This window comes from Paraburkholderia sp. BGA-UO-ETr-F21 (assembly GCF_059567925.1).
In genome coordinates this window covers 273,652-296,197 of the sequence record NZ_JCAQOY010000016.1, presented here as the reverse complement: position 1 = coordinate 296,197, position 22,546 = coordinate 273,652, and the positions used below count along the sequence as shown (strand labels likewise).

Sequence of the window (22,546 nt, the reverse complement as noted above, 5' to 3'; positions counted from 1 at the left end):
CCCGGCTGCCGTATGGCGTCACAGCGGCGTCACAGCGCGGCAGCCGGCGCCCACCGAATAAGCAGCGCACCGGCGCGGTCGCGGACCTGCCGTCGCTTGCCGCGCGCGATCAGCTTCACGCGCGCCTCAGGAGGAACAACATGAAAAGAATCTGTTTCGCGTTACTGGCTGCCTGCTTGTCCGCCGGCGCGCACGCCCAACATGCCGGCGACAACGTCGCGGTACTCGGCTGGTTTCACGTGATGCCGCAGGATTCGAGCACGCCGCTCACCACCACCGTCGCGCCGACGCCGATCAACACGCCGCTGCGCCTGCCAAGCTCGTTCACTTCGGCCGGTACGAGTTTGTCGACCGGTAACGCCGATACCGTCGGCCTGGTGTTCAGCCATTACCTCACCGATCACATTGCCGTGACGACCGTGGCCGGCGTGCCGCCGGTGTTCAAGATCTATGGGCACGGCGTCATCAAACCGCCTGGACCGGCAGGCGCGCTCGGCCAGCAGGATCTGGGCGATCCGCAGGCCAATCCGATCGTGAAGAGCGTGCGCCAGTGGAGCCCGGCGCTGCTGTTCCAGTACTACTTCAACGAGCCGACGGCGAAGTTCCGCCCGTTTGTCGGCGTGGGTGTGTCGTACAACTGGTTCTCGGACATTCAGTTGAGCCAGAACTTCGTCCAGTCGACGCAGAACAACCTCGGCGCGGTACTGGCGGCCGGTGCGGGCAAGCCGGGGCAGACGCAGGTATCGGCGAAGGCGTCGTCGTCGTGGGCGCCGGTGTTCAACGCGGGGCTCGCGTACAACATCACGGATCACTGGGGGCTCGTGGCGTCGGTCACCTACATCCCGCTGAAGACAACCTCGTCGGTCATCATCAAGGCGGCGGATGGCACAGAGCTGGGGGTCTCGAAGGCGGACCTGAGCGCCGATCCGATCATTTCTTTCCTCGCCGTCTCATACAAATTCTGAGTTCGGCGCCGACGCGACAAAGCCGGCGGCTCTGCGCAAGGGCCAGCCGGCTTATGTTTTTGGGGATGCTGCGAACTCAGGGCAAAAAATTCAGGGCAAAAAAAAGCCCGCCTAATTGGGCGGGCTGAATCCATATCAGAGGAGACATGGAGGAGACAAGACAGACTATAGCAAATGCTTTGGTGCGGCGCAACATGCAAATTAGGGTAGACCCTCAACGTTGCAAAAATCCAACGGGCTACCAGGTGCCTTGTGTATCCCCCATTGTCGAAGGCGCTGCCCCTTCCGCTCAATGGCGAACCAGCGCCATCATCGCGCCGAATCCGACGAATACGCCGCCAGTCAGCCGATTGAACATCCTGGCGACGCTGCGGCTCTTCAATCTCGCGCCAATGCGCGTGCCAAACCCCGCGTACACCAGATACCAGCTCACCTCGATCACGGCAAAAGTCGCGACGAGCACACCAAATTGCGGCAGCTTGGGCTGAGCGGCGTCGATGAATTGCGGCAACAGCGCCGCGGCAAACAGAATCGCCTTCGGATTGCTGCCCGCGACGAGAAACCCGTTGCGGAACAGCGCGAGGCGCGAACGCGCGGGTTTGGCGGCCAGTTCGTCGGCGTCGCCGGCCGCGGCTTCGTCGGCCGGCGCGCGCCATGCCTTGATGCCGAGGTACACGAGGTAGGCCGCGCCGATCATCCGCAGCGCGTTGAACATGGCCGGCCACGCTTCGAGAAACACGCCAAGCCCCGCCGCCGATACCGCCAGCATCAACACCAGCGCCGACAGGCAGCCCGCCATGGTGGCGCTGGAGCGGCGTAAGCCGTGTTGGGCGCCGTGCGTCATCACGAGCAGCATGTTCGGACCGGGAATCGCGGAAACGACAAAGACAGTGGCGACGAACAACCACCAGGTGTGCAGGCTCATGGGAATCAAGGCGAAATAGGATCGGGCGGCTATTATGCCCGCCCGGGTCCGTCATCGCCGAATGTCAGTGCCTCTTAGCGCCCTGCTCGCCGTGCGGCGACTTGGCCCAGCACGGCGAAATCCTTCTCGCCGTCGCCGTGGGCCACGGCTTCGATCAGACTGTCGCGCACTACGCTGGCGATCGGCAGCGGCGTCGTCACGGCCTCCGCCGCGGCCAGCGCCAGACGCATGTCCTTCAGGCCAAGACGCGCCTTGAACAGCGCCGGCTCGTAGCGCTGCTCCGCGATCAGCTTGCCGTAGCCCGAATAGACCGGGCCCGGAAACAGGCCACTCGTAATCACGTCGAGGAAATCCTGCATCGCGAGACCATGCCCGGTCACCAGAGTGGCCGCTTCGCCGAGCGTCTCGACCGCCGCGCCCAGCATGAAGTTAGCCGCGAGCTTCATGACATTCGCCTGCTGCGGCAGCGAACCGATGCGCCAGGTCTTCTGGCCGATGACGTCGAAAATCGGCTGAACACGGTCGATCGACTCCGCCGGTCCGCCCGCCACGATGGTCAGCTTGCCCGCCGCCGCGACATCGGGCCGGCCCAACACCGGCGCGGCCACGTAGTGAACGCCGCGCGATGCGTGCGCCGTCGCCAGTTCCTCGGCCAGCGCGACTGAGATCGTCGCCATGTTCACGTGAATCAGTCCACGCGGAGCATGTTCCAGCAGGGCGGCGGTGATGACCTCGCGCAACGCGCTATCGTCGGCGAGCATCGAGAACACGGCGTCGCCCGCAAACGCTTCGGCCGGCGTCGCGACGATCCGCGCGCCTGCATCGACGAGCGGCTGCGCACGTTCCGGCGAGCGATTCCACACGCGCACCTGATGCCCGGCTTTCAAAATGTTTGCAACCATCGCGGCGCCCATCTCGCCGAGACCGATAAAACCGATGTCCATCTGTCGCTCCGTCTTCTAAAGAACTGGAAGTAAAGCACACCCATGCGACACGTGCAGGACAGCACGCAATGAAACACGGTGCGATACTGCGGTGATGGTGACCGCGACATTCCGCTTCTACGAGGAGCTGAACGATTTTCTCGCGCGCCCGCTACGCCGGCGCGCGTTCAGTTATGCCTGCGCGCCGGGCGCCACCGCCAAGCACATGATCGAGGTGCTCGGCGTGCCGCACACCGAGGTCGAGCTGATTCTGGTCAACGGCGAGTCGGTCGGTTTCAATCATCCGCTCTCGGACGGCGATCGCATAGCCGTGTATCCGAAGTTTGAAGCGCTCGACATCCAGCCGCTTCTGCGCGTGCGCGAACGGCCGCTGCGCGTGGTGCGCTTCATCGCCGACGCGCATCTCGGCGGCCTCGCGCCGCTCCTGCGGCTTGCCGGCTTCGATACGCTGTACGACAACCACTTTCCCGACGCCGACATCGAAGCGCTGGCCGCCGCGCAACAGCGCATCGTCCTGACACGTGACCGCGAGTTATTGAAACGCCGCAGCATCACGCATGGCTGCTATGTCCGCACGCTCAGACCACGCGAACAATTGCGCGAAGTGTTTGAACGGCTCGATCTGGCCGGCAGCGCGCAACCATTTCGCTTGTGTCTGATGTGCAATGTGCCGCTACGGCGCATCCCCAAGGAGGAAGTCGGCACGCGCGCTCCAGACGGCGTGCTGGAAAGGCATGCACAGTTCGTTACCTGCGACGTGTGCCGTCGCGTGTTTTGGGAGGGCACCCATTGGCAGAGAATGCGCGCGCTGATGGACAGCGTGGCGGCCGCGCCTGGCCGGTCTGCCTGAGCTCCAATTGAGGTGCTTACTCTGGATCCCACTTTGCGCGGCGATAGATGCAGGTGAAGCGCCCTTGCGCCGCGCGCTCGCCCGACGTCCGGCGCGGTGCGTACAATGCGGGATTACTTATCTGGCAGAGGCCTTCCGTATGGCGATGAAAAAGACCGACCTTGAAAAGAACAAGGCACTCAAGCTGAACAATGCAATGAAGCTGTCGACGGCCGAGCGTTTCGGCAAAGCCGCGGCCGCCGAGCCGAAGCTCGATCGCCGCGAACAGCGCAAGCTCGATCAGGCGCAGGGCCTGGTCGCATTCGCGTGCAAGCTGAACGGCGATTTGGTGACCGAGCTGAAAGAGCGGGCCGCGACCCATCCCGAAGGAATGAGCGGACTGCTGAACGAAGTCATCAAGCGTGGCCTGGCAGGCTAATCGCTGCGACAACCGCGCCCGGAATGCAAAAGGCCAGAGCACGAGCTCTGGCCTTTTTGCTTGCGACGCCTTCATCCGGATCACATTGCACCTGCCGACAAGCGGCACGCAACGGTCAACCGGCGAGGCTGGCCCGAAAAATCGGGCCGCAGCTTAGTTTTGCGTGCCCTTGTCGTTCGTGCCAGCTGCCGAAGCGGCTGCCGAAACCGGAGCGCGCTTGCCGTGCGTCTTCAGCTTCTTGACGTGATGCTTCTTCGGCGCGCTTGCTGCAGCAGCCGGTGCTGCTGCGTCCGACGCTTGTGCGAAAGCTTGAACGGAAACCAGCGCGATCGAAGCGGCTGCGAGCGAGACGATAACTTTTTTCATGTGTTGTTCCCCAAACCTGGACGACTGAGTCAATGTGAATGAATAAGCTGCACGGTGAAGCAGACAGGGCTTGAGGCGCCTTCCCGCTCCCCGCGGGAGAGTATTACGCAGTGTAGGCGGTTTGTCATGCCCAAAACTCGATATGTATTTTCCGGGAGACAGCTTGCTTTCGACACGCTTTCACTCATCAAGCGCCGCTTACCAGGGGATTCACCTAGACCGCATCAAACCAGGTTGCGCAACAGGCTGGCGTTCTCCAGAAGGGTCGGCAACACGCGATGCAACGCGGCGTTCGCCGACTCCTGTCCGATCGGCATGCTGACGCTGATCGCCGCCACGACCGAACCATGCCGGTCACGCAACGGCACCGCGACGCCGCGCACGCCCAACTCCAGTTGCTGATCGGTGACCACGTAGCCATTGCGGCGAATTTCGCCGAGCACATCACGCAACTGTTCGATCGTCGAGTAGGTGTGAGGCGTGAATACCTTGATCGGGTAAGACGCAAGCCACTGCTCGATGCTCTCCGGCGCCTGAAACGCCAGCAAAACCAGCCCCGCCGACGACAATGGCGCGGGCGCGCGCGAGCCGAGCACGAAGCCGACCGCCATCGCCCGGTTCACGCCATTGCGCGCCACGTACACCACGTCGTGTTCATCGAGGATCGCCACCAGCGCGGTTTCCTGCACCGTTGCGGTAATGCGTTGGAGAAACGGCTGCACGGTGCGCGGCAAGCGCGCTGAATCCAGATACGACTGGCCGAGCCGCAAGACACGCGGCGCGAGCCAGAATAGCTTGCCGTCGGTGTCCACGTAGCCGAGTTCGCGCAACGTCAGCAGATAGCGACGCGCCGCCGTGCGCGACAGGCCCGCGCGCCCAGCCACCATGGTCGGTGTCATGCGGGCGTGCTCTTCGTCGAATGCTTCGATGATCGCCAGCGCTTTGGCCGCGCCGGCGATCCAGTCTTTCTCGTCCATTGCGTTTGCCTGAAAATCAGACGGCTCGCTGGGTCAGTCGTGCACTGAACTGTTGGCCGTCGCGCGATTATCGCCCGAGTCGGGCGCGCTGCGAACGAGATGCGTCGATCGGATCATTCAAGGTCCAGTGCGTCTGATCGAAGATGCCGATAGTGAGGGATGTCCGGACATCAGCCCTCGCGGCGCACACGTATCATGTCTGCGGCCGAACGGCGACGCGCTCATCGAGTCGACGCCGCCAGTCAGCCGCGAACGCGTTGTCATCCCATCGAACCTGAAAGACCACCTTTGAAAGCCGAAACCCGCCAACACCTGCATGCCAATATGCTGATGCTGATCGCCGCAATGATCTGGGGCTCAGCGTTCGTCGCGCAACGCCTGAGTCTCGACGCGATCGGACCGTTTCTCTTCACGGGACTGCGCTTCCTGCTCGGCGCACTCGTCGTGCTGACGCTGATTGTTTGTGTCCGGCGCTCCGCGCTGGCCGAACTGTCGAAGCGCGAACCCGGTGGCGCTCGCGAGCTCTTAGGTGCCGGCGTGCTGCTCGGCGTGGTGTTGGCCGCCTCGATTTCGTTGCAACAGATCGGCCTGCAATACACGAAGGTCGCCAATGCGGGCTTCATCAGTTCGTTGTACGTGGTAATCGTGCCGCTGCTGGGCGTGCTGTTCAAACATCGCACGGGAATCGGGACGTGGCTCGGTGCGGCGCTCGCGGCGGTAGGCATGTATTTTCTGAGCGTGAACGCGCAGTTTTCGATGCTGTACGGCGACTGGTATCAACTGGCCGGCGCACTCGTCATCTCCATCCAGATGATGCTGGTCGGGCGCTTCGCGCTACGTCATGACACGCTCATGCTCGCACTCGTGCAGTTCGTGACGTGTGGGCTAGCGTGCCTTGTCGTCGGTCTCGCCGTCGAACCGTTCAGTCTGGTGGTGATTACACGTGCCGCGCCGACCATTTTGTACGGCGGAGCGCTGTCAGTCGGCATCGCCTACACGATTCAGGTGGTCGCGCAAAAGCATGCGGCGCCGTCGCATGCGGCGGTGATCTTCAGCATGGAGGGCGTGTTCGCCGCGCTAGCGGCCTGGCTCGTGCTTGGCGAGACACTGTCGGCGCGCGCGCTTTTCGGGTGCGCGTTGATGCTGGCGGGATTGATCGTGTGTCAGGTGATGCCGGCATGGCGACGCGGGCGTGAACGCTTGCCTCATACATCGTCCTGAATGCATCGGCTTGAGGATGTAGACGGTCGACTTATCGCGTGTCGAGGAGTGCGAGCTATTTTGCGTAGGCGCTCGGCGTTGCTGGATTGCTGGCCGTCTTCACGCAGCTCGCGACTGCGCATACAAAGCCGGCGTGTCCGCGGTGGGCGGAAACACACACCAGCAGCCGTCGTCGTGACGAAAGAAGAACAACCCGCGTGAGCCCGCCTCGAGTGACGTCTCGACGCGTACATAGCGGCGGCCACCCAGGCGGGTACGGCTGAATTCGGTGACATGAACCGGCACGGAAGGCTCCGGCGCAAGCCATTTTTCCACTAGAAACCGCAGCGACTGTTCGCTTGCCATTCTCATGATCCGCTCCGGGCCGGCTTGTCTTGATGCGCGTCGCGCGAGGGATCGGTGTTGTCGTCGCTGTCTGCAACGTCCGCGTCGTGTTCAGCGGATGCGAGCGTAATGGCCCGGTTGGTGGCTGCCGCCCGTAGCGTGCTGCAATGGGTGGCATGTCGAATATCCGAGAGAAGACGGACAAGCTGTCGTGCTGTTCTACGTTTCATTCCACACCCCCGCACCGCACCATTAACTTCAGAAAACACTTTAACTCTATGCCTGGATCGGCCGTTACCGAAATGGTTTTGACTAAATAGCAACAGTCGCGCTTGCAAAAAGAGATACGCAATCTTTGTACCGTCCGTCTTGAATGTGCGCGTCGGGGCGGCTGCGGTCTGTACGGTGGCGAGCGCATGGCGAAGTTGAAAAACCTGCCTGGCAGCAGTTGAAGAAAGGGGCTAGAAGGCGAGTTATCCACAGTTTCCTATGAATAACTTCGGGATAGCGCGTGGAACAGCCTGTGTGTGGAATCTTGATAAGAGGGCCCGTCAGCGAGGCGCCGTCGAAGTTATCCCGGGGTTGTAGTTTTTCTACAGAGGTGTTCCGCAGGGTTATGGAGTTTGCATGACATTGATGTGACGGAACATTTGGGAGTTATCCACAGAAGGGGTTAACCCTTGTTAACTATTACTACATATATATACATATGAAGTAAAAGACATAGGATAAGTGATGCTTCGCGGTGAGATTGAAGGCTGATCAGCGCTTGATCAATCTCCGGCCGGCGAACTCCCGTAGATCACTCAACGCGCCACGCCGACTCCGCTCGCCGGTTGCACGGACGCCGCCGTGCCGATCGCGTCAGGCATCTCGGGGACAGTCGCCGGAGCCGCCGCTTGAACCGGCACCGGCAGGAGGCGCGTCTCGATGCGGCTGCTCGCGACCGGCTGCGTGCGCACCACCGTTTGCAGATAGTGATCGACAAGGCCGAAGAACCGGTCGTAGAACTTGCCCGAGGGAATCGTTTCGCTCGAGATTTTGACCATCGCATCACTGTTCGAGCGGATCGGCAGCGACAGCGAACCCAGCACACTCAGCCCGACACTTGCCGAGGTATCGCTTTTCTTCAGCGCAAAGCCGTTCTGAACGGCATTGACGTAGACGATGCTGGTGTCGCTCGCCTCTTCCCCGGGCGTGCAGACCACGTGAAATTCGACGACCACGTGGCTATCGCCGGTCGGCTGGAAATTCTTCGTGCCATCGACGGTGTCGTTACGCGTCATCGTCGTCAGATAGCCTTGGCTCAATAGCGCACGACGCGCGGCCTCGCAGGTATCCGTCGCACTCGAATTGAAATTGCGTGCATACGGGCTCGCGCCAGTTTCGAACAGTTCCTGTTGGAATTTCTGCTGTGGCGCGCTGCTACAGGCGGCAAGGGTCAGCAGGCCGGCAAGCGCGGCGGCAGGGGCTTTAAAAAACGAGGTCGGCATGGTCGATCGGAAGAGACGCCGCGTGAGCGCGAATGGGAATGCATTGTAGAGCGGTTGCCAAATATGCGTAAAAAGCACGCACTCCGGCATATCGCGGGACGTCACAACGCATTACCACGGCCGCGACGCCGTGAGAGAAGAGACAGCAAAAACGGGATGTCGCTCAGTGCGACGTAGCGGGAAGTCCCATTGACGACGCGGTCGCGCCATTTTTCCCGGCGGCGCTGACGGCCGGAATCGTGAAGGCATCGGCCCAGCTATCCAGCGCAGCGCAATGGTCGGGCGCGGGTTGCGCCGCGCACGCGACGGCCTGCGCATCCGCCTGTCGATCAGAGTCTTGAGGCGTGGCGAGCGCCGCGAAATCTTCAACCTTCAAGCTCACTTTCTGCGCGTAGGCCTGCGAGCCGCCGTAGCTCTTGAGCGCGGCGTTCATGTCGCCGTTGGCCGAGCGCATGTAGCCGTACAGGATCGCCGAACCCACTTCGATGTTCGCGGTCGGCTCGGTGAGATCCTTGACGTTCCTCAGCAGCCCGCGATGCGCGCCAGGCACCACCTGCATCAGCCCGGTCGCGCCGTTGGCGCCCTTGGCCTTTTCCTTGAAGCGGGATTCGATCGAGATGATCGCCAGCAGGAGCGCCGGCGGGAGGGAATATTTCGAGGCGGCGGATTGCACCGCGTCGGAAATCTTTTCAGCCTTTTCCTTTGCCAAGCCGAATTTATGCGTGAGATACGCGGACATTCGCTCGGTGTTTTCGTCGGCCGCCGCGGTCTGCATCAGGCCGAGCGACAGCACGATCAGGCAAAGTAACCGGCTCATAACGGAGGACGGGAAAGAAAAGGGGATCCGGCCATTATAGCTCTGCCCCCAAATTAGACCCAGAACGAGCCGAAATTCGTCTTAGGAATTGCGGCCGCCCGTGCTTCTTTCGCGTTCAATGCGTGGGTTTCGGCTTTGGAACGTAATCGTCGTTCAGCGTGGCGAGGAAAGCGGCGACATCGTCGATATCGCGCTCCGACCAGACCGGACGCTCGCCGGCTTTGCGTGTGAGCGGCTCGTCTGTCGTGTCGACGTTGACGCGTAGCGCGACGGGCAAGTCGTCGAATTTGTCGATCTTGCCGTGCGCATCTTCTGGATACCACTTCGCCGGATTGGTGTCGCGTTGCACGTAGAAGCGCAACGCGTCCTTCAGCGTATGGAACCGGCCGTTGTGGAAAAACACCTGACGCGTCGCCGTATTGCGCAGCGACACCGATTTGAAGAGCCCGCAATTACTTTTGTCGCTCGCCTGATCGGTGCGCAGCGGTCCGCACAGACCCATATCGAAGTACTTCGGATCGGAGTTGGCCCGCAATTCCGGATTGCGCGGCACGCCGAGCGCCTGGAAGTTGAAGTCGGTGAAAAGCGGATGGGAGCCGTCGGCGCCGACCTGGTCGATATGGCAGGAGGCGCAATTGCCACCCTCGGGATTGTCGAACAGCTTTTTGCCTCTCAATTCTTGTGCCGTTAGTTGCAATTTACCGTCCAGATAGTAATCGAACTTGCTCGTGTACGGATGGAAACTCGGGTCTTCAAGCTCGAAACGCTCAATCGCGAACATGGCCTGCGTGAACGCCTTGGCGCGATCAACGAAGATGTTCTGACCGAAGACTTCCTTGAAACGCGCCGCATAGGGCGCGTGCTCCAGTTTTGCGAGCACGGCCGCCGGATCCGTGTTGGCCATCTCGTTGGGATTGAACAGCGGGAAACTCGCCTGATCGCGCAAACGATTGAAGCGCCCGTCCCAGCCGAAACCGCCTACCGGCGCGTTGTCCGTTTCGCTCAGACGCTCGGACAGACTGGCAGCCTGCGCGTGGCTCCATATCGGCGTGCGGTTCAGCACGTAGCGCAGGCTCGGCACGGCGCGCGTGCCCTGCGAGTGCATGTCCGCCCCACCCAGCTGTGCCGCGAGGCCGTTGGGCGGCCCATACGCATGCGACGGGCTATGACAGCTCGCGCACGACATCTTGCCCGAGGCCGACAGCGAGGCGTCGAAGAACATCAGCTTGCCGAGCGCGGCGGCGTCGCTATAGGCGGGGTTCGTAGCGGCCGGCGCTGCCGCGGCCGCACCGGACATCAGCGCGGCGCCGAGCAGCGCGGCACGCGCCGCCCAATTCACGCCGGCGCGCGCGGTCAATTGCATTGCAGAAGACAGCATCGAATCGCTTACAGGTTCGTGAAGATGTCGCTGCCGAACCCGACGAGGCCGGCCTGGCCCGCGTAGCCGAGGTGGTCCAGCTGGAAGATGTCTTCAATGCTCTTGAGCATCGAATAGTGGTTGTACTGCACCGTCGATACCGTACCCGGCTTGATGAACTTCGAGATCATGACAGCGCCGGTCTGGTCGCCGCCGAAGCTCTGCTTGGTCAGGTTGATCGTCAAACCCTTGTACGTCAGCGAAGACGTCTGCGGGAACGACGGCAGATTCGGCCCCGGCTGCTGGCTGCAGCAGGTCGCGCCGGTGAAAATCAGATCCTCGCTCGTGCCCGACTGCGTCACCGTCGCGTAACTGCTTTCGTCGAAGTTGATGATCAGCAAACCGTCCTGCTGAAACGCCGGTGACGCCGTGATAATCGGCACCCACTTCTGGAGGAACGTGTTCGCGCTCGTCAGGCCACCCGGCTGGCCGTTCACGCACGGCGCGTCATGGCCGTCGTCGCACAGGTTCGGCGTGATGAGGTTGAAGTTGGCGGTGGTCGAGACCGACTGCAGGTCGGTCGTGAGCTTGTTCAGATTGACGACGTTCTGCCCGCAGTCCGCCGAGTCGATGATCGAGTGGAAGTACATGAACGGGTTGTGACGCGTCGCGTACTGGTCACCCAGCGGCACGGCGGCGCTCGGCGCTTCGGCAGACTGCGTCAGGTCGGTCGTGTTGAGCGTCGGGTGGCCGCAGGTGGCGGCTTCACGCGTCGGATCGTTGCCCATGTCGCCTTCATAGCCCTTCCACGTGTAGCCCGCGGCCTTCAACTGGTCCGGCAACGTCTTGACGCTCGCCGGGTAGACGCAGCCCGAGCCGATCGCCTGGCCGTCCGATGTCATGCCCGTGAGCTTGTAGTCCTGATAGGTGATGCAGTCGTTATCCGTTTCCGGCGTCGCCGCCTGGCCGCTGATCATCGAGATGTAATTGTCGAGGCTCACATGCCCCGTGCCGTAGTACTGCTGCACCATCGCGCCCTGCGAAGCGAGCGTCTGCGAAAGATACGGCGCCTTGCTGTTCGCACCGAAGGTGGTCGCATAGTTTTCGTTCTCGAGCGTGATGACGAAAACGTGGCGGATCTGCTGCTGGCCGCTCAATTTGAGCGACGAGGACGACGATCCGCACGCGGCGACGATCAGGCCGATCAGGACCGCGCAAGCGACCATGAAGAATGCACGCAAGCCGCTGCGTTGTGACATGGAGTGCCCCTTTGTATTGGCGTTTTTAGTGGGGACAAACTTTATGCAGCGCGTATGACGCAGCCGTGAATCACGCTACATTCTTGCCATATAACGGTCATCTCGCGCGGCACATAAACGCGCCTGACGATACCGGCGACCGGCTTGATCGACGGCCGCTCGCCGGTTCGCTTGTGGACGCACCGGCCGAATCCGCCGGGATTTGAGACAATGAAACCCGCCGGCGAATGTTTTCCCGGTACAACCGGGTGTAGGCTTGGCGTTCTTGCCGCTGTCGGCCCATTGAACAAGCGATGTTTTCAGGTATGGCCAAGACCGCATTTATTCCCAGCGTCCCCGCGACGTCCGAGGACGATTTTGAAATTTCAGCAACGTCGAAGCTCGCCGGATACAAGCGTTTTTTCGGCGTGTTGAAAGTGGTTCGAACCACCGACGCACGCGTGCTCTTTCCGTTCGACGGCGCGCCAGAGCTCGGGCCGTATGCGACCAAGCTGGAAGCGATCGCGGCGGCGCAGGTGTATGGCGAACACATTGTCGCCAGCGACCTGGCGCGCCCGGAGTTGTAGGCGCGAGAGGTCGCCGTTTTTGCGTTGATCGCTGGGGTTTATCGATTGCGTTGCGCGCTTGCGTTAATCGATCGTGATGATCACTTCGGGAGCAGCGAATGACCTGTCCGCGCAGATTCGCTTCATCGGCCGCTGTCATGTGGCGGGCGGCCGCGCTGGTGAGCATTCTCACCGTTGCGCCCTGTCAATCCAGCTTCGCTCAGGACGCCGATGCCCACGCCGGGCAGCAGGCGCTCGCACGCGCCGAGCTCATTCACGCTCAAGTCCGTGTGGTCGCCATCGACACCACCACGAATAGCGTCACGCTGCGCGGCCCGCGCGGCAACCTGGCGGACGTGGACGTCAATCCCGCTCTCGCGGATGTCAGTCGGCTCAGAGTCGGCGACAAGCTCAACGTTGCGTACCAGCAGGCGCTGCTGCTTAGCATCGACAGATTGTCCACCAGGGGTGTGCGCGAACGCGTGGAGACGACGGCTGCGATACCGGCTTCGGCAGGCTATGCTTCGTCGGCGCATAGCGTGAAGGTGGTCGCGACCGTGATGAAGATCGATCGGAAGAACCGCATGGTGACGCTGCGTGGCCCGAAACATCAACAGGAACTCAGGGCCGCAAAGGGGATTCCGCTTGGACAGTTGAAAGTCGGCGATAGCGTGCGCGCGGAGTTTGTTTCGGCGGCAGCGGTGGAATTGGTACGGGAGTAAGGTTGTTTGCGGGCAACCATAGGCACGAAGAAAGACCTGGCGGGTGTTTTTTCCAGCATGCGATCCCAAACAGGATAGGGCATTGTGCGTTCAGCGGTCGTTTCTCCGGGATTTAAACGATGAGAAGATCCAATCTACGCAGCCAATCTCTCTGCGCGATATTGTTCGGCATGCTCGCAAGCAGTGCCATCGCACAAAGCTCAGCGGACGACGCGAACAAGAGCAATAACCCGCTCAACGCGGCGCCCTCGTTCAACATACAGAATTACTTCACGCCAAGCCTGTTCGGGGTCAGCGGTCACACCAACGATTTACTTTTGCGGCCGACAGTTCCGGTCGGCCCGATTGGGCCTATTGGCGTCCCACAGATTTTCCGGGCGACGGTGCCGATCAGCACTCGCCCGGACGCCTCGGGCGGCTACAACACGGGCCTTGGCGACATCAATCTGTTCGACATTTTTTTATTATCGCAGTCGGATATCCAGATAGGTGTCGGGCCGCTGATTACGGCGCCGACCGCCACGGACCCAAGCTTGGGAACAGGGAAATGGCAGGCGGGACTTGCCGCGGTCGCCGTCAGTGCCACGAAGGCGCGTCTGCTCGGCGCGCTTGTACAGTGGCAGCATTCCTTCGCTGGCCAGAGCGGGCGACCCACAACACAATCGCTCACGGCCCAGCCATTCGGTATCTTTAATCTGCCTGACGGATGGTATATCCGGTCAACCGGCATATGGACCTTCGACCTCCAGCGTGGTACGTATTACATTCCGGTCGGCCTCGGTGCGGGCAAAGCATGGAAGAGCGGCTCGACCATCTATAACGCATTTATCGAACCTCAGTATTCGGTGGCCCACTCTGGCGCCGGGGTACCTCAGTTCACCCTATTCGCCGGGCTGAACCTGACATTCGGAAAATAACGAAGCGACTCTGAGAGGTTAAATAGTGAAACTTTCCAAGCTCTTTATTTCCACCTCGACATGCTTATTGATTTCCATGGGAATGTGCTGTCTGACCTCCGCTCCAGCCAGTGCAACAACGGCAGCGACCTCGGTAACGGCAACTCCTGAGGAAGCCAGGACGATTGCAAAGGATGCGTTCATCTATGCATATCCGATGCTTTACAACTACAAGACGATGTACGAGCAGGCGATTGACCCTACTGCCAAGGCCTACGTGGGAGGATTTGGAAAATTCAGAAACTATTCGCAGCCCTATGGTCCTGAGAACAAGGAAATCGTCACTCCAAATAACGACACGCCTTATTCATGGGCATGGCTCGACCTCCGGCGAGAGCCTTGGGTGCTGACTGTTCCTCCGGTGCCTGAGAATCGATATTTTGTCTTTCAATGGATTGACCTGTTCACCTATAACTTCGCCTACGTCGGCTCGCGAACGACGGGCAACCAAGGCGGCCACTACCTGTTTGCGGGACCGAACTGGCACGGCGAGACGCCCAAAGGTATCGACAAGGTCTTCCGCTCGGAGACCGACTTTATTCTGACGCTGGGACGCACAGCATTAAATGGCCCCGGCGACGTGAGCGCCATGCAGGCTATCCAGAAGCAATACCGCCTCACGCCGCTTTCTTCGTTTGAGCATGCCGAGGCACCGCCCTCTGTTCCAAAGGTGGCCTTTCCGAAGTGGGACGAGCCGAAGGCGACATCCATCGACTTCATCTCATACGTGAATTTCCTGCTGCAATATACGCAGCCGCCTGCGCCGTCGGAAGTCGAACTGATGGAGCGGTTTTCAAAGATTGGTATCGCGCCCGGCAGACCCTTTGATGCTTCCGCGCTGCCAGTTGATATCCGGCAAGCTATCGAAGCAGGTGTGGCGGATGGCAAAGCCGCGCTAGCCGATGCGGAAAAGCATACGACGAGCTCCTACGACATCTTTGGCTCCCGGCAGGAGATGAACGGCGACTATATGAAGAGGGCTGTCGCCGCGGCCATGGGCATCTACGGCAACACCAAGGAAGAAGCCGTCTACGTAGGCACGCGCGTCAATGCAGACCGTGAACAGTTGCTAGGTTCCCAGCCGTATGTCATTCACTTTGACAAGAAGGACTTGCCGCCCGCGAAGTTCTTTTGGTCGATGACAATGTACGACCTGCCCGGACGTCATCTCGTGGCGAATTCCATCCATCGTTATTCGATTGGTGACCGCACGAAGGGCCTGAAATACGGTGCCGACGGTTCTCTCGATATCTACGTTCAGCACGACTCGCCCGGCAAGGAGAAGGAATCGAACTGGCTGCCCGCACCCACGGGCGCATACAACGTCATCGCCCGGATTTACGGCCCGGGACAGTCAGTATTTGACGGCACCTGGAAATTCCCCGTCCCACAGAAGCAGTAAGCCTGTGTGGAGGGATCGGAGTGAGACATGAATGGAAAGGCGGCGACGTGGGTCACAGCGGTTTTGCTTGCGTCGCTCGCGAGTCGTCGCGACGCAAGCACCCGCTCCCTCACTCCACCGTGACCGACTTCGCGAGATTTCGCGGCTTATCTACGTCCGTACCCCGCGCACATGCCGTGTGATACGCCAGCAACTGCAGCGGCACCACATGCAGGATCGGCGACAGCAGACCATAGTGTTCCGGCATCCGGATCACATGCAGGCCTTCGTCGTTGACGATCTTCGTATCCGCGTCGGCGAACACATACAACTGACCGCCGCGCGCTCGCACTTCCTGAATATTCGACTTCAGCTTTTCCAGCAGCGCGTCGTTCGGCGCCACCGTGACCACCGGCATGGCTTCGGTCACGAGTGCAAGCGGCCCATGCTTCAGTTCGCCGGCCGGATAAGCCTCGGCGTGAATATACGAGATCTCCTTGAGCTTCAGCGCGCCTTCCAGTGCGATCGGGTAGTGCAGACCGCGCCCGAGGAACAGCGCATGTTCCTTGCGCGAAAACTCTTCCGACCACGCGATGATCTGCGGCTCCAGCGCCAGCACGCTATTCAACGCAGCCGGCAAGTGGCGCAGCTGCTTCAGATATTCAGCTTCCTGCTCTTCGCTCACACGACCGCGCAGTTTGCCCAGCGTGGCCGCCAGCACGAACAGCGCGACCAGTTGCGTTGTAAACGCCTTGGTCGATGCCACGCCGATCTCGCGGCCCGCGTGCGTCAGGAATGACAACCCGGTCTGCCGCACCATGGCGCTCGTACCGACGTTGCAGATCGCCAGCGTGTGTTGATGACCGAGCTCCTGCGCATGCTTGAGCGCCGCCAGCGTGTCCGCCGTCTCACCCGATTGGGAGATCACCACGACCAGCGACTTCGGATTCGGCACCGACTCGCGGTAGCGATATTCGCTGGCAATTTCCACCTGAGTGGGAATCTTTGCGATCGATTCGAGCCAGTACTTCGCCGTCAGCCCCGAGTAGTAGCTCGTGCCGCACGCCAGAATCAGCAGGCTGTCGATTTCCGCGAATACCTTGCCCGCGCCCTCGCCGAATAGCGACGGATCGAACGAATCCGATTGCGGGATCGTGTCGGTGATCGCGCGCGGCTGCTCGAAGATTTCCTTCTGCATGAAGTGGCGATACGGGCCGAGTTCGACCGCGCCGCCATATGCCGCAACTTGACGCACTTCGCGCTGCGCTTCATAGCCGTCGCGATCGGCGATACGCACGCCCTCGAGCGACAGTTCGCAAACGTCGCCTTCTTCGAGGAAGATGAACCGTTCGGTGCTGCCCGCGAGCGCCAGCGCGTCCGAAGCGAGGAAGTTCTCGCCCTGGCCGAGCCCGACCACCAGCGGCGAGCCCTGCCGCGCGCCGACCACCGTATGCGGCTGGTCCTTATGCAACACGGCAATCGCATACGCGCCGTGCAATTGCCCGACTGCTTCACGCACAGCCGCGAACAGATCGCCGCGATACAGGCTGTGAATCAGATGCGCGATAACCTCTGTGTCGGTCTGCGAGACAAACGTGTAACCCTTGCCGCGCAGCATTTCGCGCAGCGTTTCGTAATTCTCGATGATGCCGTTGTGTACCAACGCGAGTGCATCTTTCGAGAAGATCGGGTGCGCGTTGTCCGTGACCGGCGCGCCGTGCGTCGCCCAGCGCGTATGCGCGATACCCGTGATGCCTTCGAGATGGCTCTCGTGCACCTGCTCGTCGAGATCGGCTACGCGCGCCACGCTGCGCGCACGGCGCGGACCGTCGGCGCCGAGCACGGCCACGCCGCACGAATCGTAGCCGCGATATTCGAGACGACGCAGTCCTTCGATCAGGACCGGAACGATATTACGTTGCGCTACCGCGCCGACAATGCCACACATGGCTCATTCCTTTTCAGTGCTAGTGCCGGGTTTCAAGGAGCGCGCCTTGTGCGCGCGTCACGCCGATCAACTCTTTTTCTTGGTCGGGCGCACGTAGCCCGTTTTGCTCGTTTGCGTCTTGTCGTTCAGGACCAGCGCGTCAGCTTCGACGTCCTTCCAGACCGTGGTGCCCGCCGCGATCGTCACGCCGCGCTTCACACGCACCGGGGCGACCAGTTGTGTATCCGACCCGACGAAAACGTCGTCTTCGATAATCGTGCGGAATTTGTTCGCGCCGTCGTAATTGCAGGTGATTGTGCCCGCGCCGATGTTCACACGCGCACCGATATCCGCGTCGCCGATATACGTGAGGTGATTCGCTTTCGAGCCGTGACCGAGCACCGCGTTCTTCACTTCGACGAAGTTGCCGACATGCGACTCGTCGTGCAGCGACGCGCCGGGGCGCAGGCGCGCGTACGGTCCGAGCACGACATTCGCGCCGACTTCGGCGCCTTCGATATGCGTGAACGCGTCGACGCGCGTGCCGGCGCCAATGTTCGCATTGCGGATCACGCAGTTCGGCCCGACGGTGACGTTGTCGGCCAGCGTAACGCGGCCTTCGAACACGCAGTTCACGTCGATCGAGACATCGCGGCCACATTCGAGCGTGCCGCGCACGTCCAGACGCGCCGGATCGGCAAGGGTCACACCCGCGACCAGCAACGCATCCGCCACGTTGTGCTGATGAATCCGCTCGAGTTCGGCAAGCTGCTGCTTGCTGTTCACGCCGAGCGTTTCCCATTCGTCGTCCGGTTGCGTGGTGACGACTTCGAGGCCGGCTTCGATCGCCATCTCGACCGCGTCGGTCAGATAGAACTCGCCTTGCGCATTGTCGTTCTTCAACGCGGCAAGCCAGCCGCCCAGACGCTCGGTCGGCGCGACGATGATGCCGGTGTTGATCTCGGCGATCTTAAGCTGCTCGGGCGTAGCGTCTTTCTGTTCGACGATGCGCGCCACCTTGCCTTGTGCATCACGCACGATGCGGCCGTAGCCGCTCGGGTCCGCGAGCGTGACGGTGAGCACGCCGTAGCCGCCCTGCCCCGCGCGCTCGGTCAATGCCTGCAGCGTGCTGGCGCGCGTGAGCGGCACGTCGCCATACAGCACCAGCGTGGGCGCGGACGGATCGAGCAGCGGCAACGCCTGCTGCACCGCGTGGCCCGTGCCGAGCTGCTGTTCCTGCGCGGCGAACTGCACGTCCGGCGCGGCGACGGCTTTGCGCACGGCTTCGGCGCCATGGCCGATCACCACCACGAGGTGCGTGGGCTTGAGCGTGCGAGCCGTTTCGATGACGTGAGCGAGGAGCGGCCGACCGGCCAGGGGATGCAGCACCTTGGGAAGCGCGGACCGCATGCGCTTGCCGGTGCCTGCCGCCAAAATCACAATGTTCATGGCACGGCAAATAGACGAGTTTGGAGCCGACGATTCTAACACGCACCCTCTAACGAAAAAGGCCGCTGTCGCGGCCTCGTTGCAAGCTGAAATGGGCGGAGACGCCCATTCCACGGGCGTTTTGGTCAAAGATCGTCAAACTGGACGATCGCAATCGATTGCGCTCCACCGAGCGTCGCGCTATTACCGGCATCGGTCGAACACGGCTCTTCGTCGAACGCGATATCGCCTTGCGGATCGGCCTCGCCGGTTGCCCGCAGGCCAGCGAACGGGAACAGCTTGTGGTCCATCAAATGCGAAGGCACGACGTTCGACAACGCATTGAACATATTTTCAATGCGGCCCGGGAAGCGCTTCTCCCAGTCGCGGACCAGCGCCTTCATTTCCGCGCGCTTGAGATTCGGCTGGCTGCCGCAGAGATTGCACGGAATGATCGGGAATTCGCGCAACTCGGCGTACTTCTCCAGATCGGTTTCTTTCACGTAGGCGAGCGGGCGGATCACGATATTCTTGCCGTCGTCCGATTGCAGCTTGGGCGGCATGCCCTTCAGCTTGCCGCCGTAGAACATGTTCAGCAGCAGCGTTTGCAGAATGTCGTCGCGATGATGGCCGAGCGCGATCTTGGTCGCGCCGAGTTCGCCCGCCACGCGGTACAGAATGCCGCGCCGCAGCCGCGAGCACAGCGAGCAGGTGGTCTTGCCTTCCGGCACCAGCCGCTTGACGATGCTGTACGTGTCCTGGTTCTCGATGTGAAACGGAATGTCGAGTTGCTTCAGGTACTCGGGCAGCACGTGCTCGGGGAAGCCCGGCTGCTTCTGGTCGAGATTCACCGCGACGATGTCGAAGTTGATCGGCGCGCGCTCGCGCAGCCGCATCAGGATTTCGAGCATCGCATAGCTGTCCTTGCCGCCGGACAGACACACCATGACCTTGTCGCCGTCCTCGATCATGTTGAAGTCGACGATCGCCTCGCCAACCTGGCGCGCAAGCCGCTTGAACAGCTTGTTGTTCTCGTACGCTTCTTTCTGTTCGCGGCGCGTGAGCGGCGACTTCGTACGCGCGGCGGCCGGCGTGGCGCCGGTTGCGTCAGCGGCTGCGGCGGCCGTGGCGCCGTTCCGGATTTCCGGAGCATTCATGGCTCAATCCTCTTTGATACGGAAGACTTCGACGCCTACCGCGTCGCAGTCGGGATACACATCCGGCTTTTCCGTCGACACGCGCGCGGCCCGCACTTGCGGATGTTCGAGCATGGTCTTCACGAGATCGTCGCAAAGCGTTTCCTGCAAGTGGATATGGCCTTGCTCGACGCGGCGCGAAATGGTGGAGCGCATGAAGTCGTAATCGACCACTTCGTCCAGCTTGTCCTGAACCGGCGTGGACAGCGCGAGCGGCACGTACAGTTCGACGTTGATCACGACGCGCTGTTCGCCGCGCTTTTCGAAGTCGTGCACGCCGATGTTGATGTGCACTTCGTAATTGCGCAGAAAGAGCCGGCGGCAATCGGCGAGCCGGGGATGCGAAAGAGCGGCAAACATGTTCGTTCCAGTCGAAAAAAGCGTGCGGAGCACGCAAAGGGGCGCTTCACAGCGCGGCGGCCGCCCATCTGGCGAATGGCCGCACGCGCTTCAGGCGCCCGTCAAAAACATTACGTCGCGCGGCAGCGGCACGAGGTGCTGCCCGCCGTCGACCACCAGCGTCGTTCCGGTCACGCCCGCTGCATCCGCGAGATACAGTGCGGCGGCGACAATATCCTCGGCCCGCGACGCGCGGCCCAAAGGCGTAGTACGGTGAGCGGCTTCAAAACCGTCCGGCGTCTGATCGCCGGATTGCATCGTCAGGCCGGGCGCGAGCCCGACCACGCGCACTTTCGGCGCCAACGCCTGAGCCAGCGCGACCGTGGCTGTCTGCAACGCCGCCTTGGTCAGCGTGTAGGACAGGTAGTCCGGATTCATGTTGTACAGCTTCTGATCCAGCACGTTGATGACGACGCTGCGCAGGCTTTCGTCCGTGCGCGCCGCCTCCGGCGTCAATTCGTACAACCCGCGCGCCAGCACAAGCGGCGCACCGACGTTCATTGCGGTCAGCTTCAGCAGCAGCTCGTAACCGACGGTTTGCGCCGTGTCTTCCTCGAAGCGCGACGCATTGTTGACGATACACGAGGGCCGGCCCAAGGCGTCGATACAAGCCGGCAAAAGCCGTTCGACTTGCGCCTCGTCGCCCAATTCGGCGTGCAACGCGACCGCCCGGCGGCCCAAGGCGGCGATTTCAGCGACCAGTTCTTCGGCTTGCGCCCGGGAGGCGCCGTAATGGACGGCCACGTCCCAGCCGCGCGCGGCGAAGCCCAGCGCGAGCGAGCGCCCGATACGGCGGGCGGCGCCGGTAATCAGCACGACGCGCGGCGTTTCAGGCGCGCGGGCGGAGACGGTGTCCAGAGAGGCGGTCATTTACAATGCGGGGATGAATCCGAAAGCTCACCAACCCGATAGTTTACCTGCTCCCGGCCCGAGCGCGCTTGCGCAGTCCGAAGCGCTGGTCGCGCAGATCCGTGCGGAGCTCGAAGCCGCCGGCGGCTGGCTGCCGTTCGACCGCTACATGGAACGCGCGCTATACGCGCCGGGACTGGGCTATTACAGCGGCGGCGCCCGCAAATTCGGTCTGCGCGGCGACGACGGCAGCGACTTCGTCACCGCACCGGAACTGTCGCCGCTGTTCGCCGCGACGCTGGCGCGCCCGGTCGCGGAAGCCTTGCAGGCGAGCGGCACGCGCGACGTGATGGAATTCGGCGCCGGCACGGGCAAGCTCGCCGCCGGCCTGCTCGACGCGCTCGACGCTTTGGGTGCGCAATTCGACAGCTACTCAATCGTGGATCTTTCGGGTGAGCTTCGCGAGCGCCAACGCGAGACGATCGAAGCCGCCGCGCCCGCGCTCGCCGCCAAAGTGCGCTGGCTGGACGCTTTGCCGGAGCGGTTCGACGGTGTGGTGATCGGCAACGAGGTGCTGGACGCGATGCCTGTGCGGCTATTCGCCTTTACCGGCGGCGCCTGGCACGAGCGCGGCGTGGCATGGCGCGGCGAAGCGTTCACCTTCGACGACCGGCCTGTGTCCGCCGCGGCGGACCTCGCGCTGCTGTCTGAGATCGACTCAGCCGGCGAAGACTACGTGACGGAAACGCACGAAGCCGCCAGCGCATTCACGCGCACCATCTGCACGATGCTCACGCGCGGCGCGGCCTTCTTCATCGACTACGGTTTTCCGCGTCACGAGTACTACCATGCGCAGCGCGCGCAAGGCACGTTGATGTGCCACTACCGGCACCGGGCGCACGGCGATCCTTTCCTCTATCCGGGGTTGCAGGACATCACGGCGCACGTGGAATTCACCGGTATCGCCGAAGCCGGCGTCGAAACCGGCGCGGACTTGCTGGGGTTTACGTCGCAGGCGCGGTTTCTGCTCAATGCGGGGATTACCGAGGCGTTATCGGAGATCGATCCTGCGGACACCAAACAATATTTGCCCGCGGCGAATGCGGTGCAGAAGCTGTTGTCCGAGGCGGAGATGGGCGAACTGTTCAAGGTGATCGCATTCTCGCGTGGGCTGGACGACACGCTGCAAGCGTTCTCCAGCGGCGACCGGTCGCACACGCTGTGAAC

At 61.9% G+C, this 22,546-nt stretch carries 23 protein-coding genes; 9 read left to right on the top strand and 14 right to left on the bottom strand.

The features are described from left to right. The first annotated feature begins 140 nt into the window (after positions 1–140). A complete protein-coding gene (locus AC57B1_RS12345) occupies positions 141–965 on the top strand; it encodes an OmpW/AlkL family protein (RefSeq protein ID WP_408344270.1) in 825 nt (274 codons plus the stop codon). 289 nt (positions 966–1,254) lie between these two features. Here AC57B1_RS12345 and AC57B1_RS12340 read toward each other — a convergent pair whose 3' ends face one another. After that, positions 1,255–1,890, bottom strand: a complete 636-nt coding sequence (locus tag AC57B1_RS12340) for a LysE family translocator (protein WP_408344267.1) — start codon at positions 1,888–1,890, stop codon at positions 1,255–1,257. 74 nt (positions 1,891–1,964) lie between these two features. After that, complete coding sequence (locus AC57B1_RS12335) at positions 1,965–2,834, bottom strand: NAD(P)-dependent oxidoreductase (RefSeq protein ID WP_408303271.1); 870 nt, start codon at positions 2,832–2,834, stop codon at positions 1,965–1,967. A gap of 94 nt (positions 2,835–2,928) precedes the next feature. Between AC57B1_RS12335 and AC57B1_RS12330 the strand changes: the two genes are divergently transcribed. Then, entirely contained in the window at positions 2,929–3,684 is a 756-nt protein-coding gene (locus AC57B1_RS12330; protein WP_091798270.1) for a Mut7-C RNAse domain-containing protein, read from the top strand. Positions 3,685–3,823: 139 nt separating this feature from the next. Next, complete coding sequence (locus AC57B1_RS12325) at positions 3,824–4,102, top strand: hypothetical protein (RefSeq protein WP_408344264.1); 279 nt, start codon at positions 3,824–3,826, stop codon at positions 4,100–4,102. Positions 4,103–4,255: 153 nt separating this feature from the next. Here AC57B1_RS12325 and AC57B1_RS12320 read toward each other — a convergent pair whose 3' ends face one another. Then, the gene (locus tag AC57B1_RS12320) at positions 4,256–4,468 is read right to left on the bottom strand and encodes a hypothetical protein (RefSeq protein WP_091798264.1); all 213 of its coding nucleotides are present in this window, start codon (positions 4,466–4,468) and stop codon (positions 4,256–4,258) included. Between the two features lie 224 nt (positions 4,469–4,692). After that, positions 4,693–5,445, bottom strand: coding sequence for an IclR family transcriptional regulator domain-containing protein (locus AC57B1_RS12315; RefSeq protein WP_091798262.1), 753 nt, complete (start codon positions 5,443–5,445; stop codon positions 4,693–4,695). Positions 5,446–5,733: 288 nt separating this feature from the next. Here AC57B1_RS12315 and AC57B1_RS12310 point away from each other — a divergent pair, with 288 nt between their 5' ends. Continuing rightward, complete coding sequence (locus AC57B1_RS12310; protein ID WP_496417621.1) at positions 5,734–6,666, top strand: DMT family transporter; 933 nt, start codon at positions 5,734–5,736, stop codon at positions 6,664–6,666. Between the two features lie 99 nt (positions 6,667–6,765). On the opposite strand, the gene AC57B1_RS12305 is transcribed toward AC57B1_RS12310, so the two are convergent. From AC57B1_RS12305 to AC57B1_RS12285, 5 genes are all read right to left on the bottom strand, one after another. Then, entirely contained in the window at positions 6,766–7,017 is a 252-nt protein-coding gene (locus AC57B1_RS12305) for a hypothetical protein (protein WP_091798257.1), read from the bottom strand. A 779-nt stretch (positions 7,018–7,796) separates the two neighbouring features. Next, positions 7,797–8,483 (bottom strand): DUF2242 domain-containing protein, encoded by a 687-nt coding sequence (locus AC57B1_RS12300; RefSeq protein ID WP_408344258.1) that lies wholly within the window; start codon positions 8,481–8,483, stop codon positions 7,797–7,799. 163 nt (positions 8,484–8,646) lie between these two features. Further along, positions 8,647–9,300 (bottom strand): lytic transglycosylase domain-containing protein, encoded by a 654-nt coding sequence (locus AC57B1_RS12295; protein ID WP_496417620.1) that lies wholly within the window; start codon positions 9,298–9,300, stop codon positions 8,647–8,649. 115 nt (positions 9,301–9,415) lie between these two features. Beyond that, positions 9,416–10,678, bottom strand: coding sequence for a cytochrome-c peroxidase (locus tag AC57B1_RS12290; protein ID WP_496417619.1), 1,263 nt, complete (start codon positions 10,676–10,678; stop codon positions 9,416–9,418). 8 nt (positions 10,679–10,686) lie between these two features. Further along, on the bottom strand, positions 10,687–11,916 hold the full coding sequence (locus tag AC57B1_RS12285; protein ID WP_286162015.1) for an alkaline phosphatase family protein: 1,230 nt from the start codon (positions 11,914–11,916) through the stop codon (positions 10,687–10,689). A 305-nt stretch (positions 11,917–12,221) separates the two neighbouring features. Between AC57B1_RS12285 and AC57B1_RS12280 the strand changes: the two genes are divergently transcribed. The 4 genes from AC57B1_RS12280 (at position 12,222) to AC57B1_RS12265 (ending at position 15,541) form a co-directional block, all read left to right on the top strand. Then, positions 12,222–12,482 (top strand): DUF6723 family protein, encoded by a 261-nt coding sequence (locus AC57B1_RS12280; RefSeq protein WP_091798249.1) that lies wholly within the window; start codon positions 12,222–12,224, stop codon positions 12,480–12,482. Positions 12,483–12,580: 98 nt separating this feature from the next. Further along, positions 12,581–13,183 (top strand): hypothetical protein, encoded by a 603-nt coding sequence (locus AC57B1_RS12275; RefSeq protein WP_408344249.1) that lies wholly within the window; start codon positions 12,581–12,583, stop codon positions 13,181–13,183. A gap of 119 nt (positions 13,184–13,302) precedes the next feature. Further along, a complete protein-coding gene (locus AC57B1_RS12270) occupies positions 13,303–14,100 on the top strand; it encodes a hypothetical protein (protein WP_496417618.1) in 798 nt (265 codons plus the stop codon). A gap of 25 nt (positions 14,101–14,125) precedes the next feature. After that, positions 14,126–15,541 (top strand): DUF1254 domain-containing protein, encoded by a 1,416-nt coding sequence (locus AC57B1_RS12265; RefSeq protein WP_496417617.1) that lies wholly within the window; start codon positions 14,126–14,128, stop codon positions 15,539–15,541. Positions 15,542–15,650: 109 nt separating this feature from the next. Here AC57B1_RS12265 and glmS read toward each other — a convergent pair whose 3' ends face one another. The 5 genes from glmS to AC57B1_RS12240 form a co-directional block, all read right to left on the bottom strand. After that, entirely contained in the window at positions 15,651–17,468 is a 1,818-nt protein-coding gene (gene glmS, locus AC57B1_RS12260; protein WP_408299906.1) for a glutamine--fructose-6-phosphate transaminase (isomerizing), read from the bottom strand. Positions 17,469–17,534: 66 nt separating this feature from the next. Beyond that, positions 17,535–18,896, bottom strand: a complete 1,362-nt coding sequence (gene glmU, locus AC57B1_RS12255; RefSeq protein ID WP_496417616.1) for a bifunctional UDP-N-acetylglucosamine diphosphorylase/glucosamine-1-phosphate N-acetyltransferase GlmU — start codon at positions 18,894–18,896, stop codon at positions 17,535–17,537. Between the two features lie 125 nt (positions 18,897–19,021). Next, positions 19,022–20,032 (bottom strand): tRNA 2-thiocytidine(32) synthetase TtcA, encoded by a 1,011-nt coding sequence (ttcA, locus tag AC57B1_RS12250; protein WP_496417615.1) that lies wholly within the window; start codon positions 20,030–20,032, stop codon positions 19,022–19,024. A 3-nt stretch (positions 20,033–20,035) separates the two neighbouring features. Next, positions 20,036–20,431: a dihydroneopterin aldolase gene (locus tag AC57B1_RS12245; RefSeq protein WP_091798215.1), complete on the bottom strand. Its 396-nt coding sequence runs from the start codon at positions 20,429–20,431 to the stop codon at positions 20,036–20,038. A gap of 90 nt (positions 20,432–20,521) precedes the next feature. Then, the gene (locus AC57B1_RS12240) at positions 20,522–21,340 is read right to left on the bottom strand and encodes an SDR family oxidoreductase (RefSeq protein ID WP_408344233.1); all 819 of its coding nucleotides are present in this window, start codon (positions 21,338–21,340) and stop codon (positions 20,522–20,524) included. A 13-nt stretch (positions 21,341–21,353) separates the two neighbouring features. On the opposite strand from AC57B1_RS12240, the gene AC57B1_RS12235 reads away from it, so the two are divergent. Then, positions 21,354–22,544 carry a class I SAM-dependent methyltransferase gene (locus tag AC57B1_RS12235; RefSeq protein WP_496417614.1) on the top strand — a complete coding sequence of 397 codons (1,191 nt, stop codon included), beginning with the start codon at positions 21,354–21,356 and terminating at the stop codon, positions 22,542–22,544. The last annotated feature ends 2 nt before the right edge of the window (positions 22,545–22,546 follow it).

Coding starts and splice junctions, on each gene's coding strand:
- AC57B1_RS12330 (WP_091798270.1), top strand. CDS start 2,929: ATGGTGACCGCGACATTCCGCTTCTACGAGGAGCTGAACGATTTTCTC.
- AC57B1_RS12320 (WP_091798264.1), bottom strand. CDS start 4,468: ATGAAAAAAGTTATCGTCTCGCTCGCAGCCGCTTCGATCGCGCTGGTT.
- AC57B1_RS12340 (WP_408344267.1), bottom strand. CDS start 1,890: ATGAGCCTGCACACCTGGTGGTTGTTCGTCGCCACTGTCTTTGTCGTT.
- AC57B1_RS12235 (WP_496417614.1), top strand. CDS start 21,354: ATGAATCCGAAAGCTCACCAACCCGATAGTTTACCTGCTCCCGGCCCG.
- ttcA (WP_496417615.1), bottom strand. CDS start 20,032: ATGAATGCTCCGGAAATCCGGAACGGCGCCACGGCCGCCGCAGCCGCT.
- AC57B1_RS12315 (WP_091798262.1), bottom strand. CDS start 5,445: ATGGACGAGAAAGACTGGATCGCCGGCGCGGCCAAAGCGCTGGCGATC.
- AC57B1_RS12325 (WP_408344264.1), top strand. CDS start 3,824: ATGGCGATGAAAAAGACCGACCTTGAAAAGAACAAGGCACTCAAGCTG.
- glmS (WP_408299906.1), bottom strand. CDS start 17,468: ATGTGTGGCATTGTCGGCGCGGTAGCGCAACGTAATATCGTTCCGGTC.
- AC57B1_RS12275 (WP_408344249.1), top strand. CDS start 12,581: ATGACCTGTCCGCGCAGATTCGCTTCATCGGCCGCTGTCATGTGGCGG.
- AC57B1_RS12285 (WP_286162015.1), bottom strand. CDS start 11,916: ATGTCACAACGCAGCGGCTTGCGTGCATTCTTCATGGTCGCTTGCGCG.
- AC57B1_RS12280 (WP_091798249.1), top strand. CDS start 12,222: ATGGCCAAGACCGCATTTATTCCCAGCGTCCCCGCGACGTCCGAGGAC.
- AC57B1_RS12245 (WP_091798215.1), bottom strand. CDS start 20,431: ATGTTTGCCGCTCTTTCGCATCCCCGGCTCGCCGATTGCCGCCGGCTC.
- AC57B1_RS12345 (WP_408344270.1), top strand. CDS start 141: ATGAAAAGAATCTGTTTCGCGTTACTGGCTGCCTGCTTGTCCGCCGGC.
- AC57B1_RS12270 (WP_496417618.1), top strand. CDS start 13,303: ATGAGAAGATCCAATCTACGCAGCCAATCTCTCTGCGCGATATTGTTC.
- AC57B1_RS12290 (WP_496417619.1), bottom strand. CDS start 10,678: ATGCTGTCTTCTGCAATGCAATTGACCGCGCGCGCCGGCGTGAATTGG.
- glmU (WP_496417616.1), bottom strand. CDS start 18,896: ATGAACATTGTGATTTTGGCGGCAGGCACCGGCAAGCGCATGCGGTCC.
- AC57B1_RS12300 (WP_408344258.1), bottom strand. CDS start 8,483: ATGCCGACCTCGTTTTTTAAAGCCCCTGCCGCCGCGCTTGCCGGCCTG.
- AC57B1_RS12305 (WP_091798257.1), bottom strand. CDS start 7,017: ATGAGAATGGCAAGCGAACAGTCGCTGCGGTTTCTAGTGGAAAAATGG.
- AC57B1_RS12240 (WP_408344233.1), bottom strand. CDS start 21,340: ATGACCGCCTCTCTGGACACCGTCTCCGCCCGCGCGCCTGAAACGCCG.
- AC57B1_RS12295 (WP_496417620.1), bottom strand. CDS start 9,300: ATGAGCCGGTTACTTTGCCTGATCGTGCTGTCGCTCGGCCTGATGCAG.
- AC57B1_RS12335 (WP_408303271.1), bottom strand. CDS start 2,834: ATGGACATCGGTTTTATCGGTCTCGGCGAGATGGGCGCCGCGATGGTT.